The following is a 25,160-nucleotide window of genomic DNA, read 5'->3' as shown; positions in this document are numbered from 1 at the left end:
GACGTATTCGCCTACTGGAGAATCAGATGTCCGATGTGTTACACGCAATGCAGGAGGAAGCTTACCGCCGCGCGGCCGAAATTCGAGCCGGCAGCGCCTATGCTCCACTTGCCCAAGGTCCCGTGTGGATCGGCAGGATCCTGTACGAAGACAGCAGTATCAGCGCTGCCCATCGCTCGCTCGCGTTGTCAGAAGCGCCAACATCGTTGCTCTCACTGGAGCCGGCAAACACAGCCCTGCATCATGTGGACGCCCACGGCGATGGCTGGCTGGCGACCTCGTCGGTCGACAACCACGGAAAGCATGAAGCCTATGCGTACCTCTTCCCGGGGGGTGAAATCGAGATGGCCGGCGTGCTAAAGGTGGGGCCCTGGATGCAGGAGCCAAGGGCATGGTGGCCAGGCATTTACGAACTCCCCCTGCTCAGGGCATTATCGATGGCTTCGCGCTACCGGTTACCGGCGCATGAGGAAACACCCCCCGCCGCCCCACCCCTTCTTCTGGAATTCGGCCCTCGTCAGGCCGCATGGCTGTACATGAGTCTAATTGCCATTGCCGGGACAGCGGTCACCGGAGAATCCGGGAATGGATCAGAAGACGCCTTTCCCGTTCCGGCCGGAATCGATGCGCTTCATTTTGCGCCGGTACTGCTTGACGGATCGGCGGCTTCACGCGACAGCCTCGTCACATCATTCGACCGGATTCGGCATCTCGTTGGATCGAAAGCCACGGCCTTCTATCTTTAACGCCCCCGTCCCGCTCACGCGGGGGCAGCGCCATCTGACGTGCCCCCGCTTTACGCGCAACCCCGTGGGTCACGCCCGCAATCCTGCCTCCTGAAGCGCTGCACGAACGACATCCCGGAACGGCTCGCCAAGCGGCGTAAGCGGAAGGCGAATGCCCCCTTCAATCCGCCCGAGCGCCTGCAGCGCCCACTTGACGGGAATAGGATTCGACTCGCAAAAGAGCTGCCGGTGCAACGACAACAGGTTCAGATGAATGCGGCGGGCGGTACCGACATCGCCTTCAAGCGCAGCACGGCAAAGCTCGCTCATTGCCCTGGGAGCGACGTTCGCGGTAACTGAAATATTACCGTGCCCACCAAGCAACATCAGTGCAATGGCCGTGGCGTCGTCCCCACTGTATATCGAGAAGTGAGACGGCGCGTGCTTGATGAGCTGCGCTGCACGCTCGACATTTCCGGTCGCGTCCTTCACACCGACAATGCCAGGCACATCTGCAAGACGGAGGATCGTCTTGTCGCTCATGTCGGCAACGGTGCGGCCAGGCACGTTGTAGACAATCATTGGCAGGTCGACGGCATCGGCGATCGCACAGAAGTGACGATACATACCCTCCTGTGTCGGCTTGTTGTAGTACGGCACGACCTGCAGCGTGGCGTCCGCTCCTGCCTCCTTTGCCAGTTGCGACAGTTCGATCGCTTCCGCTGTTGAATTCCCCCCCGTTCCTGCAATGACCGGAAGGCGTTTTGCAGCATGCTCGACCGCAGTCTTCACCACGAGGATGTGCTCTTCCACAGACAACGTTGCCGACTCCCCACTCGTGCCTACCACGACGAGTCCATTCGAGCCTTCTTCGACGTGCCAGTCGATGAGCGTTCGAAATGCTGGCAGATCGAGACTGCCATCCTCATGCATCGGGGTCACGATGGCAGGGATACTGCCGCGGATCTGACTGGTGATATGACTGGTGTTTGCCATAACTTTTTCCTTCCTTGTTCGTGTGCACAAGCGAAAACGACCCACGGGAATTCGTGAGTCGTTTTCACCGTGCGAGGTGTCTGAAATCAGCACGCGGTCTTACGGATGCACACCACCTTTGGCTGCGTCATTTCTTCATAGGCGAACCTCACACCCTCACGACCGAGGCTTCCGTATTTGAACCCGCCAAACGGCATCGCATCAAAGCGATAGTCGGAAGAATCGTTGATCATGACTCCGCCTGCTTCAAGACTGTCTGCCGCCTTCAGGGCCGTCTCGAGGTTACTCGTGAAGATCCCTGCATGCAGGCTATACGCCGGGCTGTTCGCAAGTTCCAGAGCTTCTCCGATCGACTCGATTCTCTGGAGCACCACTACCGGACTGAAAATCTCCTGATTCCACAGATCGCACTGAAAGCTCACGTCTTCAAGAACTGTCGGCGCGTACACCGAACCGTCCCGTACATTGCCACACAACAATTTCGCCCCCAGGCGAATGGCATCGTTGACCACACTTTCAGTACGCTGTGCCGCCTTCGTAGTGATCATCGGCCCGACATCCGTGTCCTGCAAGGCAGGGTTACCCACGTTCAATGCGCGAGTGCCTGCGACAAAGCGATCCCGGAACGCGTCATAAATACTCGAATGAATCAGGATCCGCTGCGTTCCAATACAGTTCTGGCCCGCAGCCCAGTAGGCTCCGGACACACACGAGTCGACGGCATCGTCCAGATCGCAATCGTCCATCACGATCACCGGTGCATTACCGCCGAGATCCATCGCCAGCTTCTTGAGACCAGCAGCGTGCGCGATCTTTTCTCCCGTGACGAATCCGCCGGTGAACGAGATCATGCGCACATCTTTCGCCCCTACGAGGGCTTCGCCGAGGGCAGCCCCCCCGGTCGCAATCGAGACGACGTTTGCCGGCAGGCCCGCTACGTTCAGGTAGTCGACCAGTTTGATCGCCGACAGCGGCGCCAGCTCCGACGGTTTAAGCACGACCGAGTTGCCGCCAGCGATCGCGGGGCCGAGTTTGTGGGCAACAAGGTTAAGCGGATCGTTATACGGCGTGATCGCCACAATTACGCCGAGGGGTTCGCGCGTGAACCATCCCTGACGATTCTCCGAGCCCGCATATGAATCGAACGGGATCACCTCCCCGCTGTTACGACGCGCTTCATCGGCCGACAGTTTGAGTGTATTTATGCAGCGGGAGACCTCCTTCTCGGCCTGCCTCAGCGTCTTGCCGGCTTCAGCCACGATGAGTTCCGCGAACGCTTTTCTATCGCGGTCAATCAACCCGGCGCAGGTCTCGAGAATGCGGGCACGCTCGTGCCGTGGAATACGGCGGGACACAGTCGCCCCATCCCTGGCGATCTGGATCAGCGTAGCTGCACTTTCCGGGGGCATGTCTGCCACGAAGCCAACTTCGCTACCATCGAACGGACTGGTGACTGCGATCGCGGTGCCGGAGCCCACGGCGGGCAACCTGATACTGTTCATGATTAGTTCCCCTTTGCCGTTTTGGCTTTATGGATACTGATGATGTCCGCAAGCAGTGCATAAGCCGTCTCAATGCGGCCTGCGCCCGGCCCGCGCACGGTGACATCCCCGAGCAGCCCCGTTTTGAACGTGACGGCATTGACCGCGTCGCCCACCCCAGTCAGCGAATTTTCCAGCGGAAGCATTCTGGGCTCAACGCTAGCCCGGATGGTCCCGTCGGCCATCTTCGATGCGCTTCCGATCAGTTTCCACCGTGCATTCGCCGCAACAGCATCCTGGATGTTCTGCAGCGTCAGACCACTGATGCCTTTGCACGGAACATCAGCAGGCGTGAGCTTCGCGCCGAGCAGTTCATTGGCGAGAATCACAACCTTCAGGCGAACGTCATGCCCCTCGATGTCAGCGGTCGGGTCCGCTTCTGCGTAACCCAGACGCTGTGCCTTTTCGAGCGCCTCAGAGAAACTCAGCCCCGACTCCATGCTCGACAGGACAAAATTCGAGGTGCCATTGAGAATGCCCTCGAATCCCTTCAATGCCGATCCTGCAAGCAACTCCCGGCCAAGCCGAATGACAGGCGTTCCGCTCATGACGGCGCCTTCATACTCGAAGTAAGCGCCATGTTCCGCAGCTGCACGCTTCAGAGCCTCGGCATGGAAGGCTACCGGGCCCTTGTTCGTGGTGACCACGCTGATTCCCTTGGTCAGCGCAAGGCGACAGTAGGAAGAAGCGGGTTCGCCATTGACTGCGTTGGTGAACGTGGCTTCGGCTACGATATCGGCACCAGAGGTCTCGATGACTTCCTCGGTCGCAGCTTCCTTCTTGCCACCCGGCAGCCGGCTCAGTGCCCCCTTCTCGGCCGGGAGTTCCCGTAACGCCCGCAGATCAAACCCGTCCGGGCAGACCGCTGCGCCCAGATGCAGATCGCTGATACCGACGATCTTCAGTTCGAAGCCCAGCTCCTGTTTCCACTGGGCGTTGTTGTCCGCGGCAAGCTGTGCCAAAGCACGATTCACTCCGCCAAACCCAATCAAAGCAACTTTGTACTCACTCACTTCGGCACCTTCATCTGTTGAACGATGATGAAAATGCTATCTGACGTGAGAGGCAGTCCCAATATGGCGTTCTGACCAAAATTACAAGCAGATTGCTCGCAGAGATTCAAATTGCATCGTGCGAACCCGGTTCGGGACCAACCCTTCGGACGGTGTCGCGCGCAGTTGTAAATTGATACAGCAACGCAGTTAGGAATTGATACACCTCGTTGTAGGGTTGCTCCTTTTGGGCGGCCCGTGATCAGCTACGAGGAGTACATGGAAATCGAGATTCTGCGTCGCCAGGGAAACAGCCTCCGGGACATCGCGGTCGAGACCGGCATGTCAGTCAACACAGTCAGGAAGTATCTGGAATCGGGTACGCCGCAGCGTAAGGCCCGGCAACCAGTCGCCGGCAAGCTTGCACCCTTCAAGGCCTATCTGGAGGGCCGGGTCGAAGCAGCGAAGCCGGACTGGATTCCGGCGACGGTGCTCAAGCGGGAGATTGAGGAGCGCGGCTACACGGGCGGGTTACGCCGGGTGCAGGAGTATCTGCAGAAGCTTCGACCCGCTGCACGCCCCGATCCAGTGGTCCGGTTCGAGACAGAGCCGGGCCATCAGATGCAGATGGACTGGATCGAGTTTCGCAAGCCGGGGCACAAGCTCGGCATGCTCGCGGCGTTCGTTGCGACGTTGGGCTACAGCCGCGTCAGCTACGCGGAGTTTGTCACCGACATGCGTATCGAAACGCTGCTGGCTTGCCATGTGCGGGCATTCGAGGCATTTGGCGGCGTCACCAGAGAGATCGTGTACGACAACATGAAGACGGTGATCCTGAAACGCGATGCCTATGGCAAGAAGCAGCACCGATATCATCCGGGGTTCGCTGACTTCGCCAAACACCATGGGTTCGTACCTCGCGTGTGCAAGCCATACCGCGCGAAGACGAAGGGCAAGGTCGAGCGTATGATCGGATATCTGCGCTACAGCTTCTGGGTCCCGTTGGTTTCAATGCTTAAACAGGCAGGGCTCACAGCCGACTGCGGCCTGTGCAATGAGCGCGTCAGACTGTGGTTGCGCGACGTCGCCAACGTCCGTGTGCACGGCACTACCAAACGGGTTCCAGTCGAGGTGTTGCTCGAGGAGCGGCCGCATCTTCTGCCACTGCCGGCACCCTACGTGGGACGATCGGTTAGAACGGGCGCGACGCCACATCAGCAGCCGAAACCAGCATCACGGTACGCGAGCCCGGAGTGGAACAGACCGTTGCAGCACCCGTTGTCGGTCTACGACGCGTTCAGCCGCGCGCAGGAGGTAAGCGCATGACGCCACAGCTCGAACGACTGACTGTGTTGTGCAAGCAGCTCAACCTGCTGCACTTGCCGACACAGATTGCACATCTCGGCCAGATGGCCGCGAAACGCGAACTCGGCTATCTCGACTTCCTCGAACAGGCCTTGAAGGATGAAGCGATGGCACGCGCGGAACGAATGCGCCGGATGCTGACGCGTCTGGCTGGCTTCCCGGCAATCAAGACGCTTGATGAATTCGACTTCGAATTCGCACTCGGCGTGCCGAAAGCACTGGTTCTCGAACTCGGCAGTCTTGCCTTTGTGGAGCGTGCCGAGAATGTCGTGCTCCTCGGACCCAGTGGCGTTGGTAAAACCCATCTTGCTGTCGCGCTTGGATATCGTGCAACGCAGGCCGGGTTTCGCACCCGCTTCATCACTGCCGCCGATCTGCTGATGCAATTGACGACAGCGTTGCGCCGCAACCAGCTCGAGGAAACCATCAAGCGGATCACGAAGCCCTACAAGCTTCTCATCATTGACGAGATGGGATACCTGCCCATGGACCGGGAGCAGGCGAACCTGCTCTTCCAGGTGGTCGCCAAACGATACGAAACCGGCAGTCTCATCCTGACCAGCAATCTGCCGTTCGGCCAGTGGGACCAGACCTTCGCTGACGATGCAACGCTCACGGCGGCGCTCCTCGACCGGCTTCTTCATCACGCACACGTCGTGCCGATCTCCGGCGACTCGTACAGGTTGAAGGAAAAACGTCAGGCCGGCATGATCAACCGCATGCCACCACCGCACCTAAACGACGCAGACGACATCAAACGCAAACGCAATTCGAAGGAGGCAGCCCCCAGTCATTAACCGCATGAGCGGGTGTATCAAATTACGATTGCGTTTGCGTCCGAAGCTGTATCAACTTGAGATTGCGTTTGACAACGGGGAGCGTAGCGTGCTACGTCGGGATACCGCTGAACGGCCGGACGGTTTCGCGGGCTCCATGGCAATTCGGCGGCTGCCCCAGCACCTTTTGTGCTGTAGCCGAAGAAGGGATTCCTTTCTGACAGAGTGACGAAGCCATCGCGCGTCACCTCAATGTCCCAACCTTGTCTGCTTCTCCCGATTACGCGACAGAGCACTTCGGCATTTTTGCTACGCCCGTCGGCGATAACGCCCCCGCTTTCAGTCAACAAACCAGAGAGCGCCTCAGGTAGGAACCACTAAAGTTGGATCTCATCTATTATGTTAAGGATAACTATATTATATATAGGCGCGATTCGTACCATCCGAGATATATCGGCTACCCGTAGCGTGACCCATCTGTCAGTCGTGGGTTTTCTGCCCTCCGCAAGCTCTTTTCTGCTCGCACTACTGCCTACCGGCCCAGGCAGGTCGTCAGCAGGAGGGGCGGAGTAGGCAGGCCCTGACGGGACAGTTCGTGAGTGGTGACGCTGAGGTGATAGAGGGCATGACTGGCCAGGTGCATCAGCATCTGCGTCCGGCTCATGCGACCCTTGTCGCCATCAGTGAAGACGAAGTCGATTTCTTCGGCGGCGGCAGCGTCATCCAGTTGCTGTGCGTACTGGATCAGCCACTCGTCAAGCGCTTCGGCCGCGCTGCGCAATTGCGGTAGTGGAGCAAAGGAACTGCTCTCGGTCGAGGTAAAGCCGTGAGGCTCCCCCAGCAAGTGGGACTGGAATATCTGATCGACGATGTGGATGTGGTTGAGCCAGTACAGCGCCTGCTGAACGGCATCGGGCCTGTCTGCATAGGCCGGTAACTGAAGCGACTCATACAGGCCCGTGTCCATCCATTTCTTGTATGCCATGAGTGGCAGCAGGGCAGAGGTATTGGTGTTCATGCGTGCTTCTCCTCTATTGCGGAAGATCCAGCGGATTTTGCTCAGGACGAGAGCTTCATCAGCCCAAGGCCGCCAACGATCAGGACAGCCGCAAGGATGCGCATCGGGCTGGCAACCTCGCCCAGCACAAGGATGCCGACGACAAATGCGCCCACGGTCCCGATACCTGTCCAGATCGTGTAGGCAGTGCCGAGGGGGAGGGATTTCATCGCAACCGACAGCAGCGCGAAGCTGGCGATCATGGCCACGATGGTGATGGAGGAATAGTTCAGCCGCGTGAAGCCATTGGACAGCTTCATCGCGTAAGCCCAGAGGACTTCAAGCAAACCTGCAACAACGAGAAAAACCCAGGCCATACGGCTCCTCCTGTGTCAAAGAGCCGGGTCGTCCCGGACAGCAAATAAGCCCGTAGGCCGAGGTCGTCCTCAGCGGGAAATTATACGTCAAAGCCACTTCGCCGGAGCGAAGCTAGCCAGCACGAATTTGACGTGGGCACGGCGCAGGAGCTTGTAGTCCGGTGTCCGAAGCCCAGCGTAACGATCGCGCGAACGAACAACGATTACAACGTCAGCCCAATCTAGTTACGTCTATGAATAGGACCGCATCAGCAACGCCAGATTGCTCGCACACGGTGTGCAGCGAGGAGTGTATTGAATGCGGATATCTCAATATGCGCTTGCAACAAATATGCTTCACATTACTGCGAGTGCGCTCCAATGATCGGTGCAGGCCAGTGCAATCCGGTGATAGACGCCGCGCCAGAAGAGTCGTCCGGCTATCCCTGCGCTTCGCAGTCCGGATCGCAGGTGCGTCGATTCAGGAATAGCCGTCACCGTGGCGTTACCCGCCAGATTGGTAGTTACACTATTTCAGCTTTCCTGAGAGGAACCTGGACAACCGCTCGCTACCCGGATTGACCAGGATATCCTGCGGGGCACCCTGCTCCTCAATTTTTCCCTGGTGCAGAAACACGACATGGTTCGACACATGGCGGGCAAAGCCCATCTCGTGTGTTACCACGATCATCGTTCTGCCTTCCTCGGCCAGCGCCTGCATGACCTTGAGGACTTCACCCACGAGCTCAGGATCAAGCGCAGAGGTGGGCTCGTCAAAGAGCATGACCTCTGGCTCCATCGCGAGCGCCCGTGCTATGGCGACACGCTGCTGCTGCCCACCCGACAGATGCGAGGGATACATGCCCTCGACCCGAGCCGGCAACCCCACCTTTTCCAGGTACCCCCGCGCACGCGCAACGGCCTCGTCCCTGTGAAGCCCGAGGACAGCAAGCGGCGCTTCAATGACGTTTTCCAGCACGGTCATATGCGCCCACAGGTTGAAGTGCTGGAACACCATGGCAAGCCTGGTACGCATGCGCTGCAGCTGCTTCTGGTCAGAGACCCGCAGGGCGCCATCGCGATCGATTGTTGTGCGGATCAGCTCATTGCCAATCGTGATCTGCCCCGAGCACGGCCGCTCCAGAAAGTTGATGCAGCGCAGGAGCGTACTCTTGCCCGAGCCGCTCGAGCCGATAAGGCTGATGACGTCCCCACCTCTGGCTTTCAGGGAAACGCCCTTTAAGACTTCATTGTCACCAAACTTCTTGTGCAGGTCTTCGACGACAAGCTTGTGCATGGCGGTATCCTTTTGGGGGTGTTAGCGTGTACGCGGTGCAAGGAAAAGGAGCCAGCGCGCTTCCAGCCTGCGGAACATCCAGATAAGGGAGAACGCGATCGCCGCATAGATGATTGCGGCAATTCCATACGCCTGAAATGGCATATAGGTTGCCGAGTTGACGTCACGCGTTACCTTGAGGACGTCAGCCACAGTTGCCGTAAATGCCAACGTCGTCGCATGGAGCATCAGGATGACCTCGTTGCTGTACATCGGGATCGAACGGCGCAGCGCCGAGGGCAGGATGATCCGTGTGTACAGCTTGAAACGCGACATCCCATAGGCGAGACCTGCTTCTATTTCTCCCGCGGTCGTGGACTTTATGGCGCCGGAGAAAATCTCCGTCGCGTAGGCGGCCTCGTTCAATGTGAACGCAAGCAGCGTACAGTTCATGGCATCACGAAAGAACGAGCCCAGTAGCGGATTGGAATGAACAACGTGCAAACTGTAGATGCCCGTGTAGCACATGAGCAGCTGCACATACAGGGGAGTGCCGCGAAACACATACGTGAAGAACCAGACCGGCCGCGACATCCAAGGATTGTCCGACGCCCGTGCAATAGCCAGTGGCACCGCCAGCAGGAAGCCCAGCAAAACCGACACAACAAGCAGCCACAGCGTCACGGCGATCCCGCTGAAGCGATAGCCGTCCGTGTACAAATAATTCTGCCAGTATTGACCGATGATCCCGATCATAATGAGACCCTCCTGACACCAACTGAATAACGTTTCTCGAGGTGGTGCAGCACAACGTTCGAAACTGTCGTGATTGCAAGATAGATTGCGCCCGCCACCAGGGTGAAGAAAAAGAAATCCAGCGTACTCTTGCCCGCATCCTGCGAGGCCTTCACCACATCGGCCAGGCCGATTATCGAGACGAGGGCTGTGGCCTTCACCAGCACCTGCCAGTTATTTCCAAGACCAGGCAAGGCAAAACGCATCATCTGCGGGAACAGGATACGGAAGAACACACGCAAACCGCTCATGCCGTATGCAAATCCTGCTTCGATCTGGCCTCGCGGCACCGCGAGAAAGGCGCCCCGAAATGTCTCGGCGAAATACGCGCCATAGATGAAACCGAGAGTGATAACCCCTGCAACAAACGGGTCGATATCGATCTGGTCCCATCCCAGCAAATCAGTACACCGGTTAAGTAGAATCTGCATCCCATAAAAGAGCAGCAGCATCAGCACGAGATCGGGAACCGCCCGGACAAGCGTGGTATAGGTGGTGCCGATCGCTGCGATTCCGCGGTACAGAGATAACTTTGCAGAAGCGCCAGCAAGCCCAAGCACAAGAGCAGCAGCAAGCGAAAGTACCGAGAGTTTTACGGTCTCGACCGTTCCCGCCCACAATAATGGGCCAAATCCCTGAAGAATCATCTGGAATAGTTCCGGAAATGACGCGGCCGTAGCCGAAGCTGCGCCGCGAGCGAGATCAATTGGTGCGAAGATCAACCGAAATATATTTCTTCTCGATCTTCAGGAACGTTCCATCTCTCACCATGGCGGCAATCGCACCGTCAATCTTGCCCTTCAGATCTGCGTCATCCTTGCGCAGGCCAATCGCTGCTTCACCTGTCGGAATTTCCTGGCCTGAGAACTGAAAACCGGTGCCACGCGAGGTCTTCAAAAAGCCCACATCGGCCTGGACTTCGTCCTGCAGTGTGGCGTCCAGACGCCCGGCGATCAGATCCGCATACGCCTGGTCCTGGTTCTGGTATGCCACGACCTGCACCCCCTTCGGCGCCCAGTTCTTCTTGGCGTAAGTCTCCTGGATTGTGCCCTGCTCGACCCCCACAACCTTGCCCTTTAACGATTCGGGGCTCGGCTGCAGATTGGCCCCCTGTCTGGTGACAAGGCGTGTCGGAGTTTTGTAGATCATGTCTGAAAACGCGATCTGCTCCGCTCGTTGCGGGGTGATAGTCATCGACGAAAGCACAGCGTCGAATTTCCTCGCGTTCAGAGCAGGAATCAACCCGTCGAAGTCGCTCTCCACCCACACGCATTTTGCATTCAGACGATGGCAAATCTCGTTGCCAAGATCAATATCAAGGCCGACAACATCCCCATTTGCAGCTTTGGATTCAAACGGCGCATAAGTTGCGTCAACACCAAAGCGGATCGTTGTCCAGTCTTTCGCACAAACACCAGCCGCAGCAGACGCCAGCGCGAGGCACACAAATATCTTTTTCACGGTTGTCTCCTTCAACATGTCAGGTTATCAGCCCCAGGAATAGACAAACCCGGGGCGCAACTTCATATTAACTCGTTGTACTAATTATTATTGCTTTAACACCACAAACCTCATCTTGCCGAACAGGGGAACATTCCCCTGCCCCTCCCGACAGATGACTTTGACTCCTTCCGGCGCTCAGAGAGCGGGAACCCCGGCCTTGATGAGACGGTAGCCAACATGCATAGCCCGCCCCTGCACGCGCAGGACGTTACAGAGCTCCTTCACAATTTCGCCGATTTCCTTGCCGCCTGTTGACGGAAGGGCCGAGTCGATAATGAACCACGCGTTTACTGTCGACTCGGTAAGGCGCGTCCGACGTCCCTGGCGCCAGTTCCAGCGTCGACACGTGACACCAACGTCGTCAGCCCAGACAATTTCGCCGGTCGGGACGATCACCTCACTCGCAGCTGAGTCATCTGCGATATCAAAGGGCTCATTGCCGGTTGCCAGTCGCAGCTCAAGCCGGCCGACGAGTGTATCGAGATCTTCGCCGCCAATCGGAACGAGATAACGCAGGCTGAGTGCATTGTAGAAGTCGACCAGAGCATTGATCCCTGGGATTTCCGATTCGCCGCGCAAGGCCCGACGGGCGAGCGACTCCACCGACGAGGGATACTTCCGCGGCTTGGCGTTGAACCGCTTGTAGATTTCGTGCCAACAGGAGACTTTCGGATGGTCCTTGAGACCATCGGCATCCAGCTTTTCCCGCACTGCAGCTGCCGCAGAAGCTAACGCTCCCTGGCTCTCTGCCGTGGACGGCCCATTGGTCAGCCCCAGTGCGACAACGACGGCAACAGTCGTCTCGGGATAGTCATCATAGATCGCCTCGGCAACCCGAAACTGATCCAGTGCCGCCGCAACTGGATCACTCTTTTCCGCAGACATCAAACACCTCCAGAGACATGTTGGAGATGACTATAGCCCGAAATTTTTTCTAGTTCAATATATTTATCTATTGGTAAATCAAAATGCACTTTTTGCCGGAATGCCACTACGTGCGGTCAGCCTCGGCTCGACCACAACCATCATAAAGACGACGTCACGGTCGCGCTGGTTGGCATAGCGGTGGGGAACGTCCGCCGAGAACACGAGCGCCTCACGCTCCCCAACTGCTTCGCTCACAGCGCCTGCGGTCACAGTGAGCGTGCCACTATTGACGATCAGCAGTTCCTTGGTGCCTGGCGGATGCGCAATGCCATCGTAGAATTCGTGCGGGCTCAGGCGCCACTCCCAGAATTCCAGTACGGACGGATCGTCAAACCCGGTGATCAGTCGTCCCCAGCCCCCGTCACTGCCGCGCCAGAGTTCCTGGGCATCTGCCAGTGTGGTTTTGTAGGCTGATGGCTGGGCAGCCTGCTCAATCAATCTGGAAATGGGCACGCCCAGAGCATTTGCCAGCCGGCAGAGGGTGGCTACGCTCGGGTTGGTCTTCCCCTGCTCGATCTGGACGACCATCCCCCTGCTGACGCCTGACGCAAGCGCCAGCTGGTCAAGTGTCAACGCGCGAGCCTTGCGTTGTGTGACAAGATTTTTTCCGACGATGGTGTTGATGGCATCGACATCATTCATGTGCTACAGGCCTTTGCTTTCAGTTCACTATACTGTACCAGTTGGACCAGACCATTGTCATCGACGGGTGACACGCGAGCGTCGCCGCCACCGATGTGCGTTGCAAATACCAGCCTGCCCCTGTCTCTTCGCATCTGAAGGGTAATCCCCGCTTGCCGAAAGTTCAATATAATGTACTATTGCGTTTTATATTGAACAAGAAGCGCCGACCTTGCACCGGTGCTTCCAACTGGACTGCAAAGCGACATGGGATCGGTTCTGGCCTTACTTTCGTCGGTATGCTACGGCACGGCGGACTTCCTCGGCGGCTATGCGACGCGGCGCGTGTCGATCGGCTACGTGCTTCTCTGGAACCAGATTCCCGGTCTGTTGATTACCGGCCTGTTCACCTTGCTCACGCCTGGGGCGATGACAAACCCGGCAGACTGGTTATGGAGTGTCGGAGCGGGCCTTTGCATCTCGATCCAGCTTCCCGCACTGTATCTGGCGCTTGGAGTCGGGCCGATGGCAGTCGTCGCCCCGGTCACCGCATTAATCGGCATTGTCGCGCCGATGATATTCGGCGTACTGGTTGGCCATGAATCGCCTTCACCTACGGCATACGCAGGATGCCTGCTGGGCGCGCTGGCAGTCGCCATTGTCAGTGGAGCGGAACACGTTTCGGCAGACAGGGACGACAACCGCCAGGCAGGCAGGGGACTGTTGCTTGCCACTGTTGCCGGCACCTGCATTGCCATGACCTATATCTGCCTGAAGCAGGTTTCAGTGCACGCAGGCTTCGTGCCGCTATTCACCGCCCGATTCGTTGCTCTCGGTCTTGTCGGGGTCGCCACGCTCGCGGGCCAGCGCACGATGTTTGCGGCGCGGCCGAATCCGGCGGCTGCGGCGCTTATCGCGCTCAGCGGCTGTCTGGACGCATCGGGCACAGCCCTGTTCAGGTCCGCCCTGATCCATCGCGGCCCATTGTCGATTGTTGCGACACTGGTCTCCCTTTATCCGCTCACCACGGTACTGCTCGCGACAACGCTGCTGCGTGAGCGCCTGACCTGGCAACGCATGGTGGGCGTGCTGCTTGCGTTGTCCGGTATTGCCCTGATGGTTCGGGGCTAGCGGTCCGTGGGCTAGCCTGAAACGCACTGGCCCGGCAACTCCTTCCGCATGCGGGTCCCCCGACGCACATTCCATTAACGCTTTACATGAGATTAGCAATGCAAAACAAAACCACACCCCAGCGCCCCGACAAGGCGGACCTGACCACGCTCTCCTTTGCAAGCCAGGCAGTGCACGGAGGCAATGTCATGGACACGACCACGGGTGCAATCCGCACCCCCCTCGTCATGGCCAATTCATATCGCCTTCCTGACGACCCGTCCACGATGGACTGGTCGGATCCAGACGGGCTGACCTACACACGTAATGCCGGGCACAACCAGGTTTGCCTCGAGCGCAAGCTCGCTGCCATGGAGCACGCGGAAGAAGCCGCCGTCTTTGCAACCGGGGTCGGCGCGCTGCACGCGATATTCTTCACGCTCCTCAAAAGTGGGGATCACGTCGTAGTGGGCGATGTAACCTACGAAGCAGTCTGGCGCCTCTTTGCAGAGCTGTTGCCCGAGCGCTACGGCATCCAGGCATCCTTTGTCGATATGGGTGACCTTGAGGCAGTGCGCCGCGCAATGCGCCCCAACACGCGTCTGGTACACACCGAAACGATCGCCAATCCGACGACGAAAGTTGTCGATATCGCGGCGGTCGCCAAGATTGCCCACGCCGGCGGAGCCCTGCTTTCGATCGACGCAACCTTCACGCCACCGCCGATGTTCAGAGCGCTTGAACACGGTGCCGATTTCGTCGTTCACTCGTTGACCAAATATATCAATGGTCACGGCGACGCGATGGGCGGTGCGGTGATAGGACGTAAGGAACAGATTCGCGCGATCAAACATGCTGCGCTGGTCGACCTGGGCGCGACCATTTCCCCATTCAACGCGTGGTTGATCATGAGAGGCTCAGTGACTCTGCCGTTGCGCCTTCCAAGGCATATGTCGTCTGCAAGGAAGGTCGCGGCGTACCTCGATTCCGATCCGCGGGTCGCCTTTGTAGCCTTTCCCGGCCTGCCCTCCCACCCTCAACATGAGCTGGCAGCACGCCAGTTTGGTGGCACATATTTCGGAGCCGTCATGGCGTTCGCCGTCGATGGCAGCCCGGCCGTCCAGAACCGGTTCGTTGACAATCTGCGGGTCATCACGTCAGCGGTTTCACTCGGACATGACGAGACGCTGATCGTACATGTTGGCGCGGAAGGCCGCGGCGGCTCCGAACATTACCCGGCACCATTCCAGAAGTACGGGCATCTGCGACTGTCCGTCGGGCTTGAAGAGCCAGAGGACCTGATTGCTGACATTGCCGCAGCGCTCGACGCCACGTTCGCGTGATGGACGTAATGTAATCGGTCCGCCGCCAACGCAAATCGCCCGGATAAGGCTGCATCCGATGAAAATGGGGCTGGCGGGGGTGAACTCCCTCGCCAGCTCCATTTTCACGTCCCGGGATGCAGCCAGCGCTTCCGCCAGACCGGTAGCATTCAGCGCAAATTCCGGCTCGCGTGCGAAAAGCGCATTGACTTCCACCGCGAGCCGAACGGACGCCCGATTGACATCATCAAATGCAGCCAGGGCAAGCCTGTATTCGGTGACTCGATCCGCATCACCCTCTGGGGCGGATCGTGAAGATCGTAATCAGCAGGCGTGTCGGGCCGAACCGGCCAGTTTGTTCGAAATACTGGACAGGATGCCCGGCATCACTTGTAAAGTGCACCGCTGGCGGCAAACCACAATCAGCCGGGCGAGACGGTGTTTTTCGAGCGGGTGAGAACGAACGACGTGACCGTGTTCAGCACCTCCGGCAGGGCCGCAATCTCTTCCCATAGCTTGTGAATCCGGTCCGACGTTGGCGCTTCGATGTGCAGGACGATATCCAGCTCCCCGCTCATGACATCACAGGCCACCACTTCCCGAACCGAGCGCACATGGCGGAGCACATCGAGGCCGCGCATACGGTCTTTCCGGTAGACGAACATGAGCGCGCGGATCGGCTGGGAATCAGGCGTGGCGCCTCCAGGCCTGATGGTGTACCCACGGATGAAGCCGTCTCGCTCCAGCCTTTCGATCCTCAGGCGCACCGCGTTACGCGATAGATTGACTGATCCCGCGATGTCGTTATGAGACAGGCGTGCGTTCTCTGTAAGCTGCGCGAGGATTTTCTCGTCAACCTTGTCGAGTATCCGCTTCATCCGTTCTCCTGTGCCCCGTCCACGCGCCGGAGCCGCTCCCCCGATGCTCCGGCAATTTTACCGGCGTCTCTCTCTGGCACCAGCCGCACAGAAAAGTTCAACGTGTTGATCTATTTAGTATAATATATAGATCAGACGCAAACCTGTCAAAGCGATCCTGAAGTTACGCAAAAATCACCATACTTTCGGCCTGCTTGCAGCACCATGGTGTCCCATCAACGATAACAAGCGAGTGCCCATGATCTCGGCGACCTTTACCTTCAAGCCCGGTCAATACAATGAGGAGTTCCACCGACTCGATCAGCAGATAGCCGAAATCGCGCGTTCAATTCATGGATACCTGGGTGAGGAGACGTGGGAGAACCCGCAAAGCGGGCTAGTCCAGAATATCTACTACTGGGAATCAGAAGAAGCCCTGCAGCAGTTGGTCACGCATCCTGTGCACCTGGAAGCCAAGTCAAAGCAGGCGCAATGGCTGAATGGATACCGGGTCATAATTGCCCAGGTTATCCGCGAGTACGGCGATGTGAATTCGCAGCTCCGGGGTTTGATTCCTGTTTCCCTCCAGGATCAAGAAAATCCCTAATGTAATTGAGAAAATCAGGAGCTTTCCTATCCTGGCGGATAAGAAAAACCTCATCAGGGTGCGTGTCAACCGTGGGTTCGCCACCATGGCCGTACACCTGCATCGCGGTCGTGCCGCCCATCCTACGGTGTTTTTTGCTCCCGTATCGTCCTGCCGCCCGACCTGGCCACTATCACCGGCCGGAAAGAAGTCTGGCGGTCCCTGCACAACTGCGACCCGGCCCACACCACGCTCCTGGCGTACCTGCTTGACGCACGCTTTGGCGTGGTGAAAAGCCCGCTCTTGTCAGTCAATCACAGCGAATTTCTGCATGACCATGTGGCCTGCGAAGGCCGCAGCAGCAGACGCATCCAACCAGGGAAGAAGAATTCTTGCTGTCCAAAGAGCCGGGCGATTTCCAGTCGCCCGTCACGGATCGGTCTGACTGCACCCGCGGGAAAAAGGTCGCCCCAGGCGGCTACGATTTGTCCGCAAGGACGCGCAGCATCGCCTCGCCAATCTGCGCCTCGCCGCATGCCACCAGCGCGTCGCCGGCGCCCTTGATATCCCGCGCCTCCTTGTTCTGGCCGAGCTTGCTCTTGCCGACAAGACGAGTGATCCCGATCTCCATGCCGACAATCGCCCTGACCTGCTCATCGGTGTAGTCCTTGGGCGCATCCGACATCTTCCACGGTCTAGGCTGCGATGCCTCGTGTGTGCGGGTCAGGCGCCCGATCACACCGCGCACATAGCGCTCGTCGTCATGAATGGAAACTCGTCCGTACGCGTGAACCACCACGTAATTCCAGGTCGGCACCTGCTTGTGGAACTCGTGCTTGCTCGGATACCAGTTTGGCGAAATATAGGCGTCCCCCGCACGGAACACCACCAGCACCTCGTCACCGTTCGCCACATCCTGCCAGACCGGATTGGCGCGAGCAACATGCGCACGCAGTACGCCCAGTTCACCCCCGTCCGGCACCAGCTCGAACGGAATGTGGTTCGCGTCGAGCCCATTTTCCCCGTGGGTAATCAGGGTTCCGAATGGATGCTGTGCAATGGTGGCGTGCAGCACTTCCTTGCGGTTTTCAGCGAAATCAGCGGGTATGTACATAAGCGGTCCTCTCGTGAACAGGATAAGCGGGGTTGGCATCGCACCACAGTTCAAGTCTGCGCTGAAAGTGGTTTATCCTGTAGATCCAGTTTCAGCTATTTTTATAGAACCAGAATCATGTCGAGAACTGCGCGCGTCGCGGAGATGCCCTCCTTCGGCGCGCTGGACCGCACCGCAGGCAATCTGAGCCGCCAGTTGGCAGAGGCGCTGCGCGAAGCCGTACGCCGAAGGGACATCCGCGCCGGCGACGCGCTGCCGGCGACACGCACACTCGCCGTTTCGCTTCGGGTCGCAAGAGGCACGGTGATCGAAGCCTACGAGCAACTCATCGCCGAGGGATTCCTCGAATCGAAAGCCGGCGTCGGGACCCGCGTTGCACAGGCATTGGCCGAGCGACAGCCTGCCCACACACCGCACGTGTTTCCAACACTCCAGGCTGCACAAGTACTGCCCGAACGCGCCGAACTGTTCGCGCAGATAGCGAGGGAATTCCGGCCCCTCGCGTCCACACCATTTGCGATTTCGGTGCCTATCGGCCTGACCGCGCCTTCCGATGTCTGGCGGCGGCTCGGCAACCGCATCCGCGCACGAGGCCCGGGCGCGCCGACTGGATATGCCGATCCGCTCGGTGTGCGGTCGCTGCGCGAGGCGATCGCCGCCTACGTGCGCAAATCACGCTCGGTGCGCTGCGAAGCGGATCAGGTCATCGTCACAAGCGGTACGCAGCAAGGCCTTTTTCTCGCAACCCAGGTGCTGCTCACGTCGGGGGACCAGGCATGGATCGAGAACCCCGCCTACCGCGGCGTCACAGCGATTCTGGAGAGCGTAGGCCATCGTGATGGCATCACGAGAGTACCCGTCGATGCAGAGGGCCTTGATGTCGAAGCCGGTATAAGGATGGCACCCCGGGCTCGCGCGGCGTTTGTCACGCCATCTCATCAATACCCTCTCGGCATGCCGCTGAGCATGGCGCGGCGCGCCGCCTTGCTCGCGTGGGCCCGCGCAAATCACTCCTGGGTCATTGAAGACGACTACGACAGCGAGCTACGTTACGAGGGTTATCCGTTTCCGGCACTCCAAGGCCTGGACCCGGAGCGAGTGGTATACCTCGGCACCTTCAGCAAGATGCTGTTCCCCTCGCTGCGACTTGGCTACGCAATTGTCCCGTACGGGCTCGTCGATGCGTTCTGCGGCGCTCGCGTCCTCATGGACCGCCACCCGCCGACTGCGGATCAGCACGTCCTCGCCGCCTTCATAATGGAGGGGCATCTCGAGCGGCACATCCGCAAGGTTAGGCACGTATATGCAGAACAGCGGATTCGCCTTATCGAAACGCTCAAAGCGCTGCTGCCTTCCGATCTCGCCTGGGTCGAACCCGGCGATCAGGGCATGCATCTTGTTCTATGGCTTGCCAATGATCTGAACGACCACGCAATCGTTCGTCAGGCGGCCATGGCGGGCGTGGCAGTGCGTGCGGTGTCGCCGATGTTCGCGCCGGGCAGCATGCGCCCAGGACTCGTTCTTGGGTTCGGAGGGTTCAGCAGCGAGCAGATGGAAGACGCAGCAGGTAGCCTCGCCGCAGTGGTCAGAAATGCCCGAAAGCTCCAGGGATCTGCTGCGGGCGCACTCTGATAAGCCACACCACATCGCAGGGCAGTCAGCGCTGGCGCCTTCCGGAAGAGTGGAGGTCCGGTGTACAGTACCAGGGGATGCGAAGCGGAGCTGATCTGCCTTGCCGGCGACATCGCCACCACCATCCTCCATTCGGTTGGCACCATCGCGATGGGATTTCCGGATGATCCGATGATCGGGGGGCGACCGCTAAATGCGAAAGCTCAGCGTGGCTGGCTTGCGGGTCATAAATGCTGGCGTGATACCCAGCGGCAACGCCAAGAGTCGGCCCCTGAGGATCGCTGAGATAGCCGCGGAGTGGATTGTGAAAGGAATCCTAGGATTCGCGCTGCCGCGTTCCAGCAGGCCGTAATCGCCCGGATGACGGCAGACTATCCCGGAGTGGCAAGCATGACTTTCATCGCCGAACCACAGTTCCTTTTCACCGACAGCGAGGCCGTGCCCTGGATTGACTCCAAACATGCCAGAGGGGTTCAGGTCAAGAACCTTGGCAAGGCCAATGGCCGTGGTTTGCAGTTGGTCCGTTTTGAGCCAGGAGCGTCATTTCCACGGCATCTGCACAACGGCGCGGAGTTCATCTTCTTGCTCGACGGTGAAGCGGTGCAGAACGGCAAACGGCTGGGTCGAGGCTGGTCCTCGGTCGCAGAGAAAGGCACGACGGACGAATCATTCCACAGCGAGACAGGCTGCGTGTTCCTTCTCTGGTACGCCCTACGTCCTTCCCAATAGCGCCGAGGCCACCACACACAAGGCAATGCATGGCGTTGCCGGGCGTGTTCGGGCCAGGCCCTGCGCCGGCGGCACGGTCACCGGGGACTGCATGCGCCGCCGTACCGGCACCACGGCCAGGGCGAGGGGGCGAACGTGCACCGGATGCGGAGGAAACCAGGGGGCAGCTTCATTCACGCCGCAGCGGCGCGTTTTCCGGCGGCCGGCTTTGGTCGAGCATCGAGGGTGGTCAGATAAGGATGGTTATCTGAATACCGGTGTTTGATTTCACATTTTGCTGAGAATAGCCACGCGGGCGGGCGAGAATATTTGGGCATGGCTTACTCCTTGGGCCAGCGGTCGTCCCTATCCCAAGCCGGCGGCACGAGGCCCAACTGCTTCGCGGTGGCGACCGGCAGGCGCAGCAGCAACGTACACGCCGCATGCTCCAGGTTTCCCATCATCGTAAGGTCTGCCTGAACACCTTCGAGCTCGAGATAGACGACATCGTCCGGCTCGAAAAGCTCGACGTAGAGATCCCAGCCGGGCTGATCGCCTTGTTTTGCCTGAAACCGGATGTGGTGCTTGGTGCTCATGAATCACCTGTCAAAGGGGGACGCCACTTCGTGCAGACCTTCCCATAAACCGCGACCGTGGGGTCGCCAATCGCCGGTGCGGGCCGCACCCTCACCAGGCGGTGTCGGGGGAGCCCCAGAATTCATCCTGTGCGACCTCGATCACGCGCGTCGGGGCGTCTGCAAATACGTCCGCTGGCGTCCGGCCATCGAGCAGTGCATGCGGTGAATATAGCCAGAATGCGCGCCTCCAGCCGCCGCGGTCGTTATCGTCGGGTAGTACGGCGAGGAGTTCGGCGACATCCGACCGAAGGCTGCCTGAACGGTCAAGCTGAAAGTCCGGATAGACGAAACCGCGCAGCGGAGCAGACCACACCCCCAGCAGGGCACCTTTCGCTCGTGCCTTGACTGTGTAGGCCGTGCTTTCCGGACCAGGCGGAAGGCCGACCAGTTCGGAAATGCGGCGATCGTCGGGCCACCCCTTTCCAAGCAGTTCATTACGGAACTCGATCGCCGCTGTCCCGTCCGGCTCAGGCGGGTCTGTCTGGAGAGGAATAGCCATATTTCGTCCGAGCGCTCTTCAGTGAATGTTCGGAATGCGGCCGTCAAGCCAATCCCCCCATTCCCACGCATACATGGCATCTCCGGCACCGTCATTGGAGACAGGGATGCAATTCATCCTGATGTACTCGTGCAGCTCGTTCCGCCATCGAGCGGGAACCGCTGCCAAGCGGACTGGTGAACCCTCGACAGGTACAATTTCACGCAGGTGTTCGCAATATTCCTGTCCATTCATAACCACCTCGGTTTGCCTGAGAACTCGAGTCCAGGTCGCCGTATTGGCGGACAGTTTTCTACCAATTCCGATCGCTACCAGGCGTGCAACCAGGTCTGCCGGCCGGAATTGTCAGCCGGATCCAGGTCCTATCAATTCTACGGAGACATGCAGCCTTTCTCCCGCACGCCAATCGGCATTCAACGTCAATCGCAGCATGACTTCACCGCCTTGTCCCCATGGTTTTGTCGTCCCATTTTTCGTGGAAAGAGGCTCTCGGGCAACGTGTGACAGGGCACTATAGCGACGCCGTACTCCACGTCCCCGACTTTGGCCCGACCCGATACAAACAGTTCGTCCGGAGCCGTCGCAAGATCTGCCCTCGAAAGAAAGCCGTTACAGATGTGGTATCTGGCGAGCCAGCAAAAGCCGAGATATGCGGCGACGATGAGCGCCCGACAGGTCACGCGCAGCAGGGTATTGCTGCTGATGGCGGCTATGAGGGCAGACTCCCGGAGAGCCGCACCTGCAACGTCCTGTTTCCAGTCCAGGATTTGACTTTGCTCGAAGGCACATCGCAGGAGAATGAGCGCCAACCGCTCGGCCTGCCATCCAGCCAGCTCTGCCGAGCGGTCGCCACAGAACACCAGCCTGTCCGGCACGTCCGCCGACTGCGGGAGGCTCGACGCATACTGGATGAGAGCGCGCAGCGTCGCCTGGTAAATGCGTTGCGCCATACCTCCGCTCAGGAATCCACGTCTGGTCGGCAACTCAAAGCTGGCAGGCCGGGCAAGCCGGACGCGCCACGAGCACAACTGAACGGGATACCCCAGCCCGCTCGCACACCTGGCCGGATATGGAGCCAGTACCTGCACTGCACCGGCCATTAGCCCGTGCCGGTACCCTTCAACAAGGTGGCCAGTGCGCTTTTGGCGCACATGCTCGTCAAGAATAGCCAGACGGCATTGAGCGCGGTGGAACCACCGTTTCCATGGTGCAAATGCGTCTTCGACGCACTCGCGCTGTTCGAAGAATTCCATGACATCGTCGGCCACGAGAGGCGCACCAGCGATCGCAGCCTTGCAGGTGACACAGTAGTAAGCGGGCGCACGTTCGCAGCTGGTTAGACGATACTGCGACAATCTAACGCCACATGCCATGCAACTGCTTTCTATTCGGCAACCATGTATCGGGCACTGCTGTAATGCCCTGAGCTGAAACCAGATGGAGTGAAATCCGAGCCCAAGACAGATCGGACAGAATCGTACGATTTCCGCCCAAAGCACCGGCTGGAAGCGGCTGCTTGACGGGAACAGTTGCAGTTCGGCAGGTCGCCATCGCCACCCGAGCCGCCGAATGGTAACGGGTGATACCCACCCAGATTGGTATAGATTACGTGCGGTCTTATGGCAGGTAGTCTCCGCCAGAAACGCCTGAGCCTCCCAGATCGACACGGTATTCCACACTGCAAGCCGCATGAGCACTCCCCACGTGGATTCCGATGGCAGTGGCATCCACCCCAGCCCCGCGGCACCGCTGACCATGTCTCCCGGTGGGGAAAATGCGGAAACCACGGTTTAGCCCGATTGGGAAGTCGATTTCCGGGTAGCTGTGACGAGCATGCCAGCGCGGCCAGTCCAAATGCAGATCCCTTCTGCCTCAGTTGGGATATCGGGTTGGTATGGGCTGCAGCTCTCCAGTTTTCCTTTACTGGTTTTGTAGGCGTAACCCTCCCATTGCCCGAAGGAGTACAGCCAAAGCTCGCGCACGAGTGCGATCTTGCCGCGCCCCATAACGCGGACGATCGGCGTCGACTCAGGCCACGACTGCTGGAGCAACTGGATCAGCGCGTCGGGGTCACTGACCATCAATGCCTGCGTATCAATGTCGGGCCCGCCGTCTGTTGACGACACGATGAATGTCGGCGCATTGAATGGCAGCCCTACCAGTCTCCACCTGTGAAACTTCTGCGGCAACGACGGTGCCATCCCGGCAATACGGACCGTTGCCTGCCACGATGGATCAGTAAAAAACATTCCGTGACTGGATTTCTCGAAAATTTAACAAAAAAGATCTCAAAGACATTAGACGGGATATTAGCACGGACAGACCATTGCGGCCATGGCAAATCATGGAGCGGCAAGGGGATTGGTGCGGGATGAAAACCTAGTGGCACTGGGGGCGGCTGTGCGCGAGCGCCGCTTCCAGGCGGGTCTCAGCCAGGAAGTACTGGCGTCTGACTGCGGGCTGCACCCGACGAATCTGGGCAAGCTGGAGCGCGGCGAACGCAACTCGTCCGCACAGACGCTGATCCGGGTCGCACGTGCGCTGGGGTGCCGCGTATCCGATCTGTTCGCGTCGGCGGGGCTCTAGTCCTCAGGTGAACCGATCGCGGTTGCCGGTGGGAAATTCCAGAGGCACCTCCTCACAGTTGAAGGGGGAGATCGACAGGCCCGGCACTGATGGAAAAAGAACCCAGCCTTGTTGCACACCGCCTGACTCCTCAACGAAGAACGGGGGATTCCAGTTCGATGGATTGACCGGCTGCCCTAAAAACGCCTTCCAGATCGCCGTCGCCCATACACCAAGAAAATACGCGAGCAGGGCCAGTCGGGGGGCGCCTCCCGCATGCCGCTCTAGTGGTACGAGCGGCGGAATGCGAGATGAGGCCAACAACCTCAATTCCGGCGACGCCTGAAACGTCGCTCGCAACTGCGTCGCGACCGCCCCACTTTCAGCGTTCCCATCTCGACTGTTCCTGTGCGTAGAGCCTGGCGAGTCCGCAGACCAGTGCTCCACGCGACGACAGACCTTCCACCACATTACATGCAGCGTCACTCGGTCGACGCGCCTATCGAACGTCCAATCTGGCATCAATCGATTTGGTAGTACTTCTAATTTCCAGTGCAGCGTCGTGATATTGGCAAACGCCGGAGACTGAAGCAACGAGGATGGACCAGCAAGCCTGACATATGCGACGCTGTGGAGGAATGCGGCGGGCTCCCAGGGAAACGCACGGGCGTGGATCTGGCGCAGCACCTGCGGTTTCATGAAAGGTGCGGTACTGATGCGCTCGAGCCATGCGACGAGTGGCGACAATCGCTCAACGAGTGCAGTCGCGAGGCTCGCCGGGTCACCGTCCTGCACGTACCCCGAACAGTCCGCACTCGCCCCGCTAACCGGCGCCCCGCATTGCCTGCACCGATACCAGCGATGCGCGCGTAGATTGTCGGCTCCCTCGCCCGGTAGATCCGCCCCGCACGCAAGACACTCGGTAACCAGGGGACAGCCATGGACCGGGCAGACGGGCGCGAAGACTAGCTGATACACATATGAATGGTATCGCTCTGCCCAGCAGACCGGGCAGATCCGCAACTGGCTGGAAAACAGATACCGTTCGACAAGGGTACCCCGTTGCTTGCCTTGAACGGCAAGCCAGGCATCACTCGCTGCGGCGCCTGGCATAGCTGATCGCGCCTGGGCCGGACGGTTGAAGCTTGGCAACCACTGACACGGCCGAGCGGCACCCACGCGTACCCCGCTGACGCCGACGATATTCGCTTGGGCAAAACGTACATGAACCGAAAACTCAGACTCGAAGGGCAACATTT

The 25,160-nt window shown here is 59.1% G+C and carries 27 protein-coding genes and 1 pseudogene; 9 read left to right on the top strand and 19 right to left on the bottom strand.

The window, feature by feature from the left end; translation table 11 throughout:
• Positions 1 to 26: 26 nt before the first annotated feature.
• Positions 27 to 746: a hypothetical protein gene (locus Q0L30_RS12215; protein ID WP_296655250.1), complete on the top strand. Its 720-nt coding sequence runs from the start codon at positions 27 to 29 to the stop codon at positions 744 to 746.
• Positions 747 to 815: 69 nt separating this feature from the next.
• On the opposite strand, the gene dapA is transcribed toward Q0L30_RS12215, so the two are convergent.
• From dapA to Q0L30_RS12200, 3 genes are all read right to left on the bottom strand, one after another.
• Positions 816 to 1,721, bottom strand: coding sequence for a 4-hydroxy-tetrahydrodipicolinate synthase (dapA, locus tag Q0L30_RS12210; RefSeq protein ID WP_296655248.1), 906 nt, complete (start codon positions 1,719 to 1,721; stop codon positions 816 to 818).
• Positions 1,722 to 1,807: 86 nt separating this feature from the next.
• Positions 1,808 to 3,223, bottom strand: a complete 1,416-nt coding sequence (locus Q0L30_RS12205) for an aldehyde dehydrogenase family protein (protein WP_296655247.1) — start codon at positions 3,221 to 3,223, stop codon at positions 1,808 to 1,810.
• 2 nt (positions 3,224 to 3,225) lie between these two features.
• The gene (locus Q0L30_RS12200; RefSeq protein WP_296655245.1) at positions 3,226 to 4,275 is read right to left on the bottom strand and encodes a homoserine dehydrogenase; all 1,050 of its coding nucleotides are present in this window, start codon (positions 4,273 to 4,275) and stop codon (positions 3,226 to 3,228) included.
• Positions 4,276 to 4,533: 258 nt separating this feature from the next.
• Between Q0L30_RS12200 and istA the strand changes: the two genes are divergently transcribed.
• Positions 4,534 to 5,580, top strand: coding sequence for an IS21 family transposase (istA, locus tag Q0L30_RS12195; protein WP_296655244.1), 1,047 nt, complete (start codon positions 4,534 to 4,536; stop codon positions 5,578 to 5,580).
• On the top strand, positions 5,577 to 6,416 hold the full coding sequence (gene istB, locus Q0L30_RS12190) for an IS21-like element helper ATPase IstB (protein WP_105766932.1): 840 nt from the start codon (positions 5,577 to 5,579) through the stop codon (positions 6,414 to 6,416). Before istA ends, istB begins: the two co-directional genes overlap by 4 nt.
• A 511-nt stretch (positions 6,417 to 6,927) precedes the next feature.
• On the opposite strand, the gene Q0L30_RS12185 is transcribed toward istB, so the two are convergent.
• From Q0L30_RS12185 to Q0L30_RS12150, 8 genes are all read right to left on the bottom strand, one after another.
• Positions 6,928 to 7,413 carry a DinB family protein gene (locus Q0L30_RS12185; protein WP_296655240.1) on the bottom strand — a complete coding sequence of 162 codons (486 nt, stop codon included), beginning with the start codon at positions 7,411 to 7,413 and terminating at the stop codon, positions 6,928 to 6,930.
• Between the two features lie 41 nt (positions 7,414 to 7,454).
• Positions 7,455 to 7,769, bottom strand: coding sequence for a multidrug efflux SMR transporter (locus tag Q0L30_RS12180; RefSeq protein WP_296655238.1), 315 nt, complete (start codon positions 7,767 to 7,769; stop codon positions 7,455 to 7,457).
• A 508-nt stretch (positions 7,770 to 8,277) separates the two neighbouring features.
• Positions 8,278 to 9,045 carry an ABC transporter ATP-binding protein gene (locus tag Q0L30_RS12175; RefSeq protein WP_296655237.1) on the bottom strand — a complete coding sequence of 256 codons (768 nt, stop codon included), beginning with the start codon at positions 9,043 to 9,045 and terminating at the stop codon, positions 8,278 to 8,280.
• Between the two features lie 21 nt (positions 9,046 to 9,066).
• Positions 9,067 to 9,780, bottom strand: coding sequence for a histidine ABC transporter permease HisM (hisM, locus tag Q0L30_RS12170; protein WP_296655235.1), 714 nt, complete (start codon positions 9,778 to 9,780; stop codon positions 9,067 to 9,069).
• The gene (locus tag Q0L30_RS12165; protein WP_296655233.1) at positions 9,777 to 10,466 is read right to left on the bottom strand and encodes an ABC transporter permease; all 690 of its coding nucleotides are present in this window, start codon (positions 10,464 to 10,466) and stop codon (positions 9,777 to 9,779) included. The genes hisM and Q0L30_RS12165 overlap by 4 nt, the downstream gene beginning before the upstream one ends.
• Before the next feature lie 55 nt (positions 10,467 to 10,521).
• Positions 10,522 to 11,280 (bottom strand): ABC transporter substrate-binding protein, encoded by a 759-nt coding sequence (locus tag Q0L30_RS12160; protein WP_296655231.1) that lies wholly within the window; start codon positions 11,278 to 11,280, stop codon positions 10,522 to 10,524.
• A gap of 177 nt (positions 11,281 to 11,457) precedes the next feature.
• Positions 11,458 to 12,207 (bottom strand): B3/4 domain-containing protein, encoded by a 750-nt coding sequence (locus tag Q0L30_RS12155; RefSeq protein ID WP_296655230.1) that lies wholly within the window; start codon positions 12,205 to 12,207, stop codon positions 11,458 to 11,460.
• Positions 12,208 to 12,285: 78 nt separating this feature from the next.
• Positions 12,286 to 12,891, bottom strand: a complete 606-nt coding sequence (locus Q0L30_RS12150; RefSeq protein ID WP_296655228.1) for a helix-turn-helix domain-containing protein — start codon at positions 12,889 to 12,891, stop codon at positions 12,286 to 12,288.
• Positions 12,892 to 13,137: 246 nt separating this feature from the next.
• Between Q0L30_RS12150 and Q0L30_RS12145 the strand changes: the two genes are divergently transcribed.
• Positions 13,138 to 14,001 carry a DMT family transporter gene (locus Q0L30_RS12145; RefSeq protein ID WP_296655226.1) on the top strand — a complete coding sequence of 288 codons (864 nt, stop codon included), beginning with the start codon at positions 13,138 to 13,140 and terminating at the stop codon, positions 13,999 to 14,001.
• A gap of 98 nt (positions 14,002 to 14,099) precedes the next feature.
• Complete coding sequence (locus Q0L30_RS12140; protein WP_296655225.1) at positions 14,100 to 15,323, top strand: aminotransferase class V-fold PLP-dependent enzyme; 1,224 nt, start codon at positions 14,100 to 14,102, stop codon at positions 15,321 to 15,323.
• A gap of 401 nt (positions 15,324 to 15,724) precedes the next feature.
• Here Q0L30_RS12140 and Q0L30_RS12135 read toward each other — a convergent pair whose 3' ends face one another.
• Positions 15,725 to 16,180 carry an Lrp/AsnC family transcriptional regulator gene (locus Q0L30_RS12135; protein ID WP_296655223.1) on the bottom strand — a complete coding sequence of 152 codons (456 nt, stop codon included), beginning with the start codon at positions 16,178 to 16,180 and terminating at the stop codon, positions 15,725 to 15,727.
• A gap of 238 nt (positions 16,181 to 16,418) precedes the next feature.
• Between Q0L30_RS12135 and Q0L30_RS12130 the strand changes: the two genes are divergently transcribed.
• The gene (locus tag Q0L30_RS12130) at positions 16,419 to 16,766 is read left to right on the top strand and encodes an antibiotic biosynthesis monooxygenase (RefSeq protein WP_296655222.1); all 348 of its coding nucleotides are present in this window, start codon (positions 16,419 to 16,421) and stop codon (positions 16,764 to 16,766) included.
• Between the two features lie 457 nt (positions 16,767 to 17,223).
• Here Q0L30_RS12130 and Q0L30_RS12125 read toward each other — a convergent pair whose 3' ends face one another.
• The gene (locus Q0L30_RS12125) at positions 17,224 to 17,859 is read right to left on the bottom strand and encodes an FMN-binding negative transcriptional regulator (protein ID WP_296655220.1); all 636 of its coding nucleotides are present in this window, start codon (positions 17,857 to 17,859) and stop codon (positions 17,224 to 17,226) included.
• 117 nt (positions 17,860 to 17,976) lie between these two features.
• On the opposite strand from Q0L30_RS12125, the gene Q0L30_RS12120 reads away from it, so the two are divergent.
• Both Q0L30_RS12120 and Q0L30_RS12115 read left to right on the top strand, forming a co-directional pair.
• The gene (locus Q0L30_RS12120; RefSeq protein WP_296655218.1) at positions 17,977 to 19,491 is read left to right on the top strand and encodes a PLP-dependent aminotransferase family protein; all 1,515 of its coding nucleotides are present in this window, start codon (positions 17,977 to 17,979) and stop codon (positions 19,489 to 19,491) included.
• Positions 19,492 to 19,881: 390 nt separating this feature from the next.
• Positions 19,882 to 20,220, top strand: coding sequence for a cupin domain-containing protein (locus tag Q0L30_RS12115; protein WP_296655217.1), 339 nt, complete (start codon positions 19,882 to 19,884; stop codon positions 20,218 to 20,220).
• A gap of 320 nt (positions 20,221 to 20,540) precedes the next feature.
• Here Q0L30_RS12115 and Q0L30_RS12110 read toward each other — a convergent pair whose 3' ends face one another.
• The 4 genes from Q0L30_RS12110 to Q0L30_RS12095 form a co-directional block, all read right to left on the bottom strand.
• On the bottom strand, positions 20,541 to 20,795 hold the full coding sequence (locus Q0L30_RS12110; RefSeq protein ID WP_296655215.1) for a hypothetical protein: 255 nt from the start codon (positions 20,793 to 20,795) through the stop codon (positions 20,541 to 20,543).
• A gap of 91 nt (positions 20,796 to 20,886) precedes the next feature.
• The gene (locus Q0L30_RS12105; protein ID WP_296655214.1) at positions 20,887 to 21,336 is read right to left on the bottom strand and encodes a hypothetical protein; all 450 of its coding nucleotides are present in this window, start codon (positions 21,334 to 21,336) and stop codon (positions 20,887 to 20,889) included.
• A gap of 419 nt (positions 21,337 to 21,755) precedes the next feature.
• Positions 21,756 to 22,589: a hypothetical protein gene (locus Q0L30_RS12100; protein ID WP_296655212.1), complete on the bottom strand. Its 834-nt coding sequence runs from the start codon at positions 22,587 to 22,589 to the stop codon at positions 21,756 to 21,758.
• A gap of 537 nt (positions 22,590 to 23,126) precedes the next feature.
• Entirely contained in the window at positions 23,127 to 23,585 is a 459-nt protein-coding gene (locus Q0L30_RS12095) for a hypothetical protein (protein WP_296655211.1), read from the bottom strand.
• 133 nt (positions 23,586 to 23,718) lie between these two features.
• On the opposite strand from Q0L30_RS12095, the gene Q0L30_RS12090 reads away from it, so the two are divergent.
• Positions 23,719 to 23,922 (top strand): helix-turn-helix domain-containing protein, encoded by a 204-nt coding sequence (locus tag Q0L30_RS12090; protein ID WP_296655209.1) that lies wholly within the window; start codon positions 23,719 to 23,721, stop codon positions 23,920 to 23,922.
• Between the two features lie 3 nt (positions 23,923 to 23,925).
• On the opposite strand, the gene Q0L30_RS12085 is transcribed toward Q0L30_RS12090, so the two are convergent.
• Both Q0L30_RS12085 and Q0L30_RS25800 read right to left on the bottom strand, forming a co-directional pair.
• Positions 23,926 to 24,600, bottom strand: a complete 675-nt coding sequence (locus tag Q0L30_RS12085) for a hypothetical protein (RefSeq protein WP_296655207.1) — start codon at positions 24,598 to 24,600, stop codon at positions 23,926 to 23,928.
• 240 nt (positions 24,601 to 24,840) lie between these two features.
• A pseudogene (locus Q0L30_RS25800) lies at positions 24,841 to 25,014 on the bottom strand (hypothetical protein); the annotation flags it as partial.
• Positions 25,015 to 25,160 lie beyond the last annotated feature (146 nt).

This window comes from Paraburkholderia sp. (assembly GCF_024281035.1).
Classification (GTDB): domain Bacteria; phylum Pseudomonadota; class Gammaproteobacteria; order Burkholderiales; family Burkholderiaceae; genus Paraburkholderia.
Note: the sequence above shows the minus strand (reverse complement) of the source record. Positions and strands in the feature narration are given on the sequence as shown.

Coding starts and splice junctions, on each gene's coding strand:
- Q0L30_RS12140 (WP_296655225.1), top strand. CDS start 14,100: ATGCAAAACAAAACCACACCCCAGCGCCCCGACAAGGCGGACCTGACC.
- Q0L30_RS12130 (WP_296655222.1), top strand. CDS start 16,419: ATGATCTCGGCGACCTTTACCTTCAAGCCCGGTCAATACAATGAGGAG.
- Q0L30_RS12120 (WP_296655218.1), top strand. CDS start 17,977: ATGTCGAGAACTGCGCGCGTCGCGGAGATGCCCTCCTTCGGCGCGCTG.
- Q0L30_RS12125 (WP_296655220.1), bottom strand. CDS start 17,859: ATGTACATACCCGCTGATTTCGCTGAAAACCGCAAGGAAGTGCTGCAC.
- Q0L30_RS12215 (WP_296655250.1), top strand. CDS start 27: ATGTCCGATGTGTTACACGCAATGCAGGAGGAAGCTTACCGCCGCGCG.
- istB (WP_105766932.1), top strand. CDS start 5,577: ATGACGCCACAGCTCGAACGACTGACTGTGTTGTGCAAGCAGCTCAAC.
- Q0L30_RS12180 (WP_296655238.1), bottom strand. CDS start 7,769: ATGGCCTGGGTTTTTCTCGTTGTTGCAGGTTTGCTTGAAGTCCTCTGG.
- Q0L30_RS12165 (WP_296655233.1), bottom strand. CDS start 10,466: ATGATTCTTCAGGGATTTGGCCCATTATTGTGGGCGGGAACGGTCGAG.
- Q0L30_RS12095 (WP_296655211.1), bottom strand. CDS start 23,585: ATGTTTTTTACTGATCCATCGTGGCAGGCAACGGTCCGTATTGCCGGG.
- istA (WP_296655244.1), top strand. CDS start 4,534: ATGGAAATCGAGATTCTGCGTCGCCAGGGAAACAGCCTCCGGGACATC.
- Q0L30_RS12145 (WP_296655226.1), top strand. CDS start 13,138: ATGGGATCGGTTCTGGCCTTACTTTCGTCGGTATGCTACGGCACGGCG.
- Q0L30_RS12185 (WP_296655240.1), bottom strand. CDS start 7,413: ATGAACACCAATACCTCTGCCCTGCTGCCACTCATGGCATACAAGAAA.
- Q0L30_RS12135 (WP_296655223.1), bottom strand. CDS start 16,180: ATGAAGCGGATACTCGACAAGGTTGACGAGAAAATCCTCGCGCAGCTT.
- Q0L30_RS12175 (WP_296655237.1), bottom strand. CDS start 9,045: ATGCACAAGCTTGTCGTCGAAGACCTGCACAAGAAGTTTGGTGACAAT.
- Q0L30_RS12115 (WP_296655217.1), top strand. CDS start 19,882: ATGACTTTCATCGCCGAACCACAGTTCCTTTTCACCGACAGCGAGGCC.
- hisM (WP_296655235.1), bottom strand. CDS start 9,780: ATGATCGGGATCATCGGTCAATACTGGCAGAATTATTTGTACACGGAC.
- Q0L30_RS12085 (WP_296655207.1), bottom strand. CDS start 24,600: ATGAAACCGCAGGTGCTGCGCCAGATCCACGCCCGTGCGTTTCCCTGG.
- Q0L30_RS12205 (WP_296655247.1), bottom strand. CDS start 3,223: ATGAACAGTATCAGGTTGCCCGCCGTGGGCTCCGGCACCGCGATCGCA.
- dapA (WP_296655248.1), bottom strand. CDS start 1,721: ATGGCAAACACCAGTCATATCACCAGTCAGATCCGCGGCAGTATCCCT.
- Q0L30_RS12100 (WP_296655212.1), bottom strand. CDS start 22,589: ATGGAATTCTTCGAACAGCGCGAGTGCGTCGAAGACGCATTTGCACCA.
- Q0L30_RS12105 (WP_296655214.1), bottom strand. CDS start 21,336: ATGGCTATTCCTCTCCAGACAGACCCGCCTGAGCCGGACGGGACAGCG.
- Q0L30_RS12155 (WP_296655230.1), bottom strand. CDS start 12,207: ATGTCTGCGGAAAAGAGTGATCCAGTTGCGGCGGCACTGGATCAGTTT.
- Q0L30_RS12150 (WP_296655228.1), bottom strand. CDS start 12,891: ATGAATGATGTCGATGCCATCAACACCATCGTCGGAAAAAATCTTGTC.
- Q0L30_RS12110 (WP_296655215.1), bottom strand. CDS start 20,795: ATGAGCACCAAGCACCACATCCGGTTTCAGGCAAAACAAGGCGATCAG.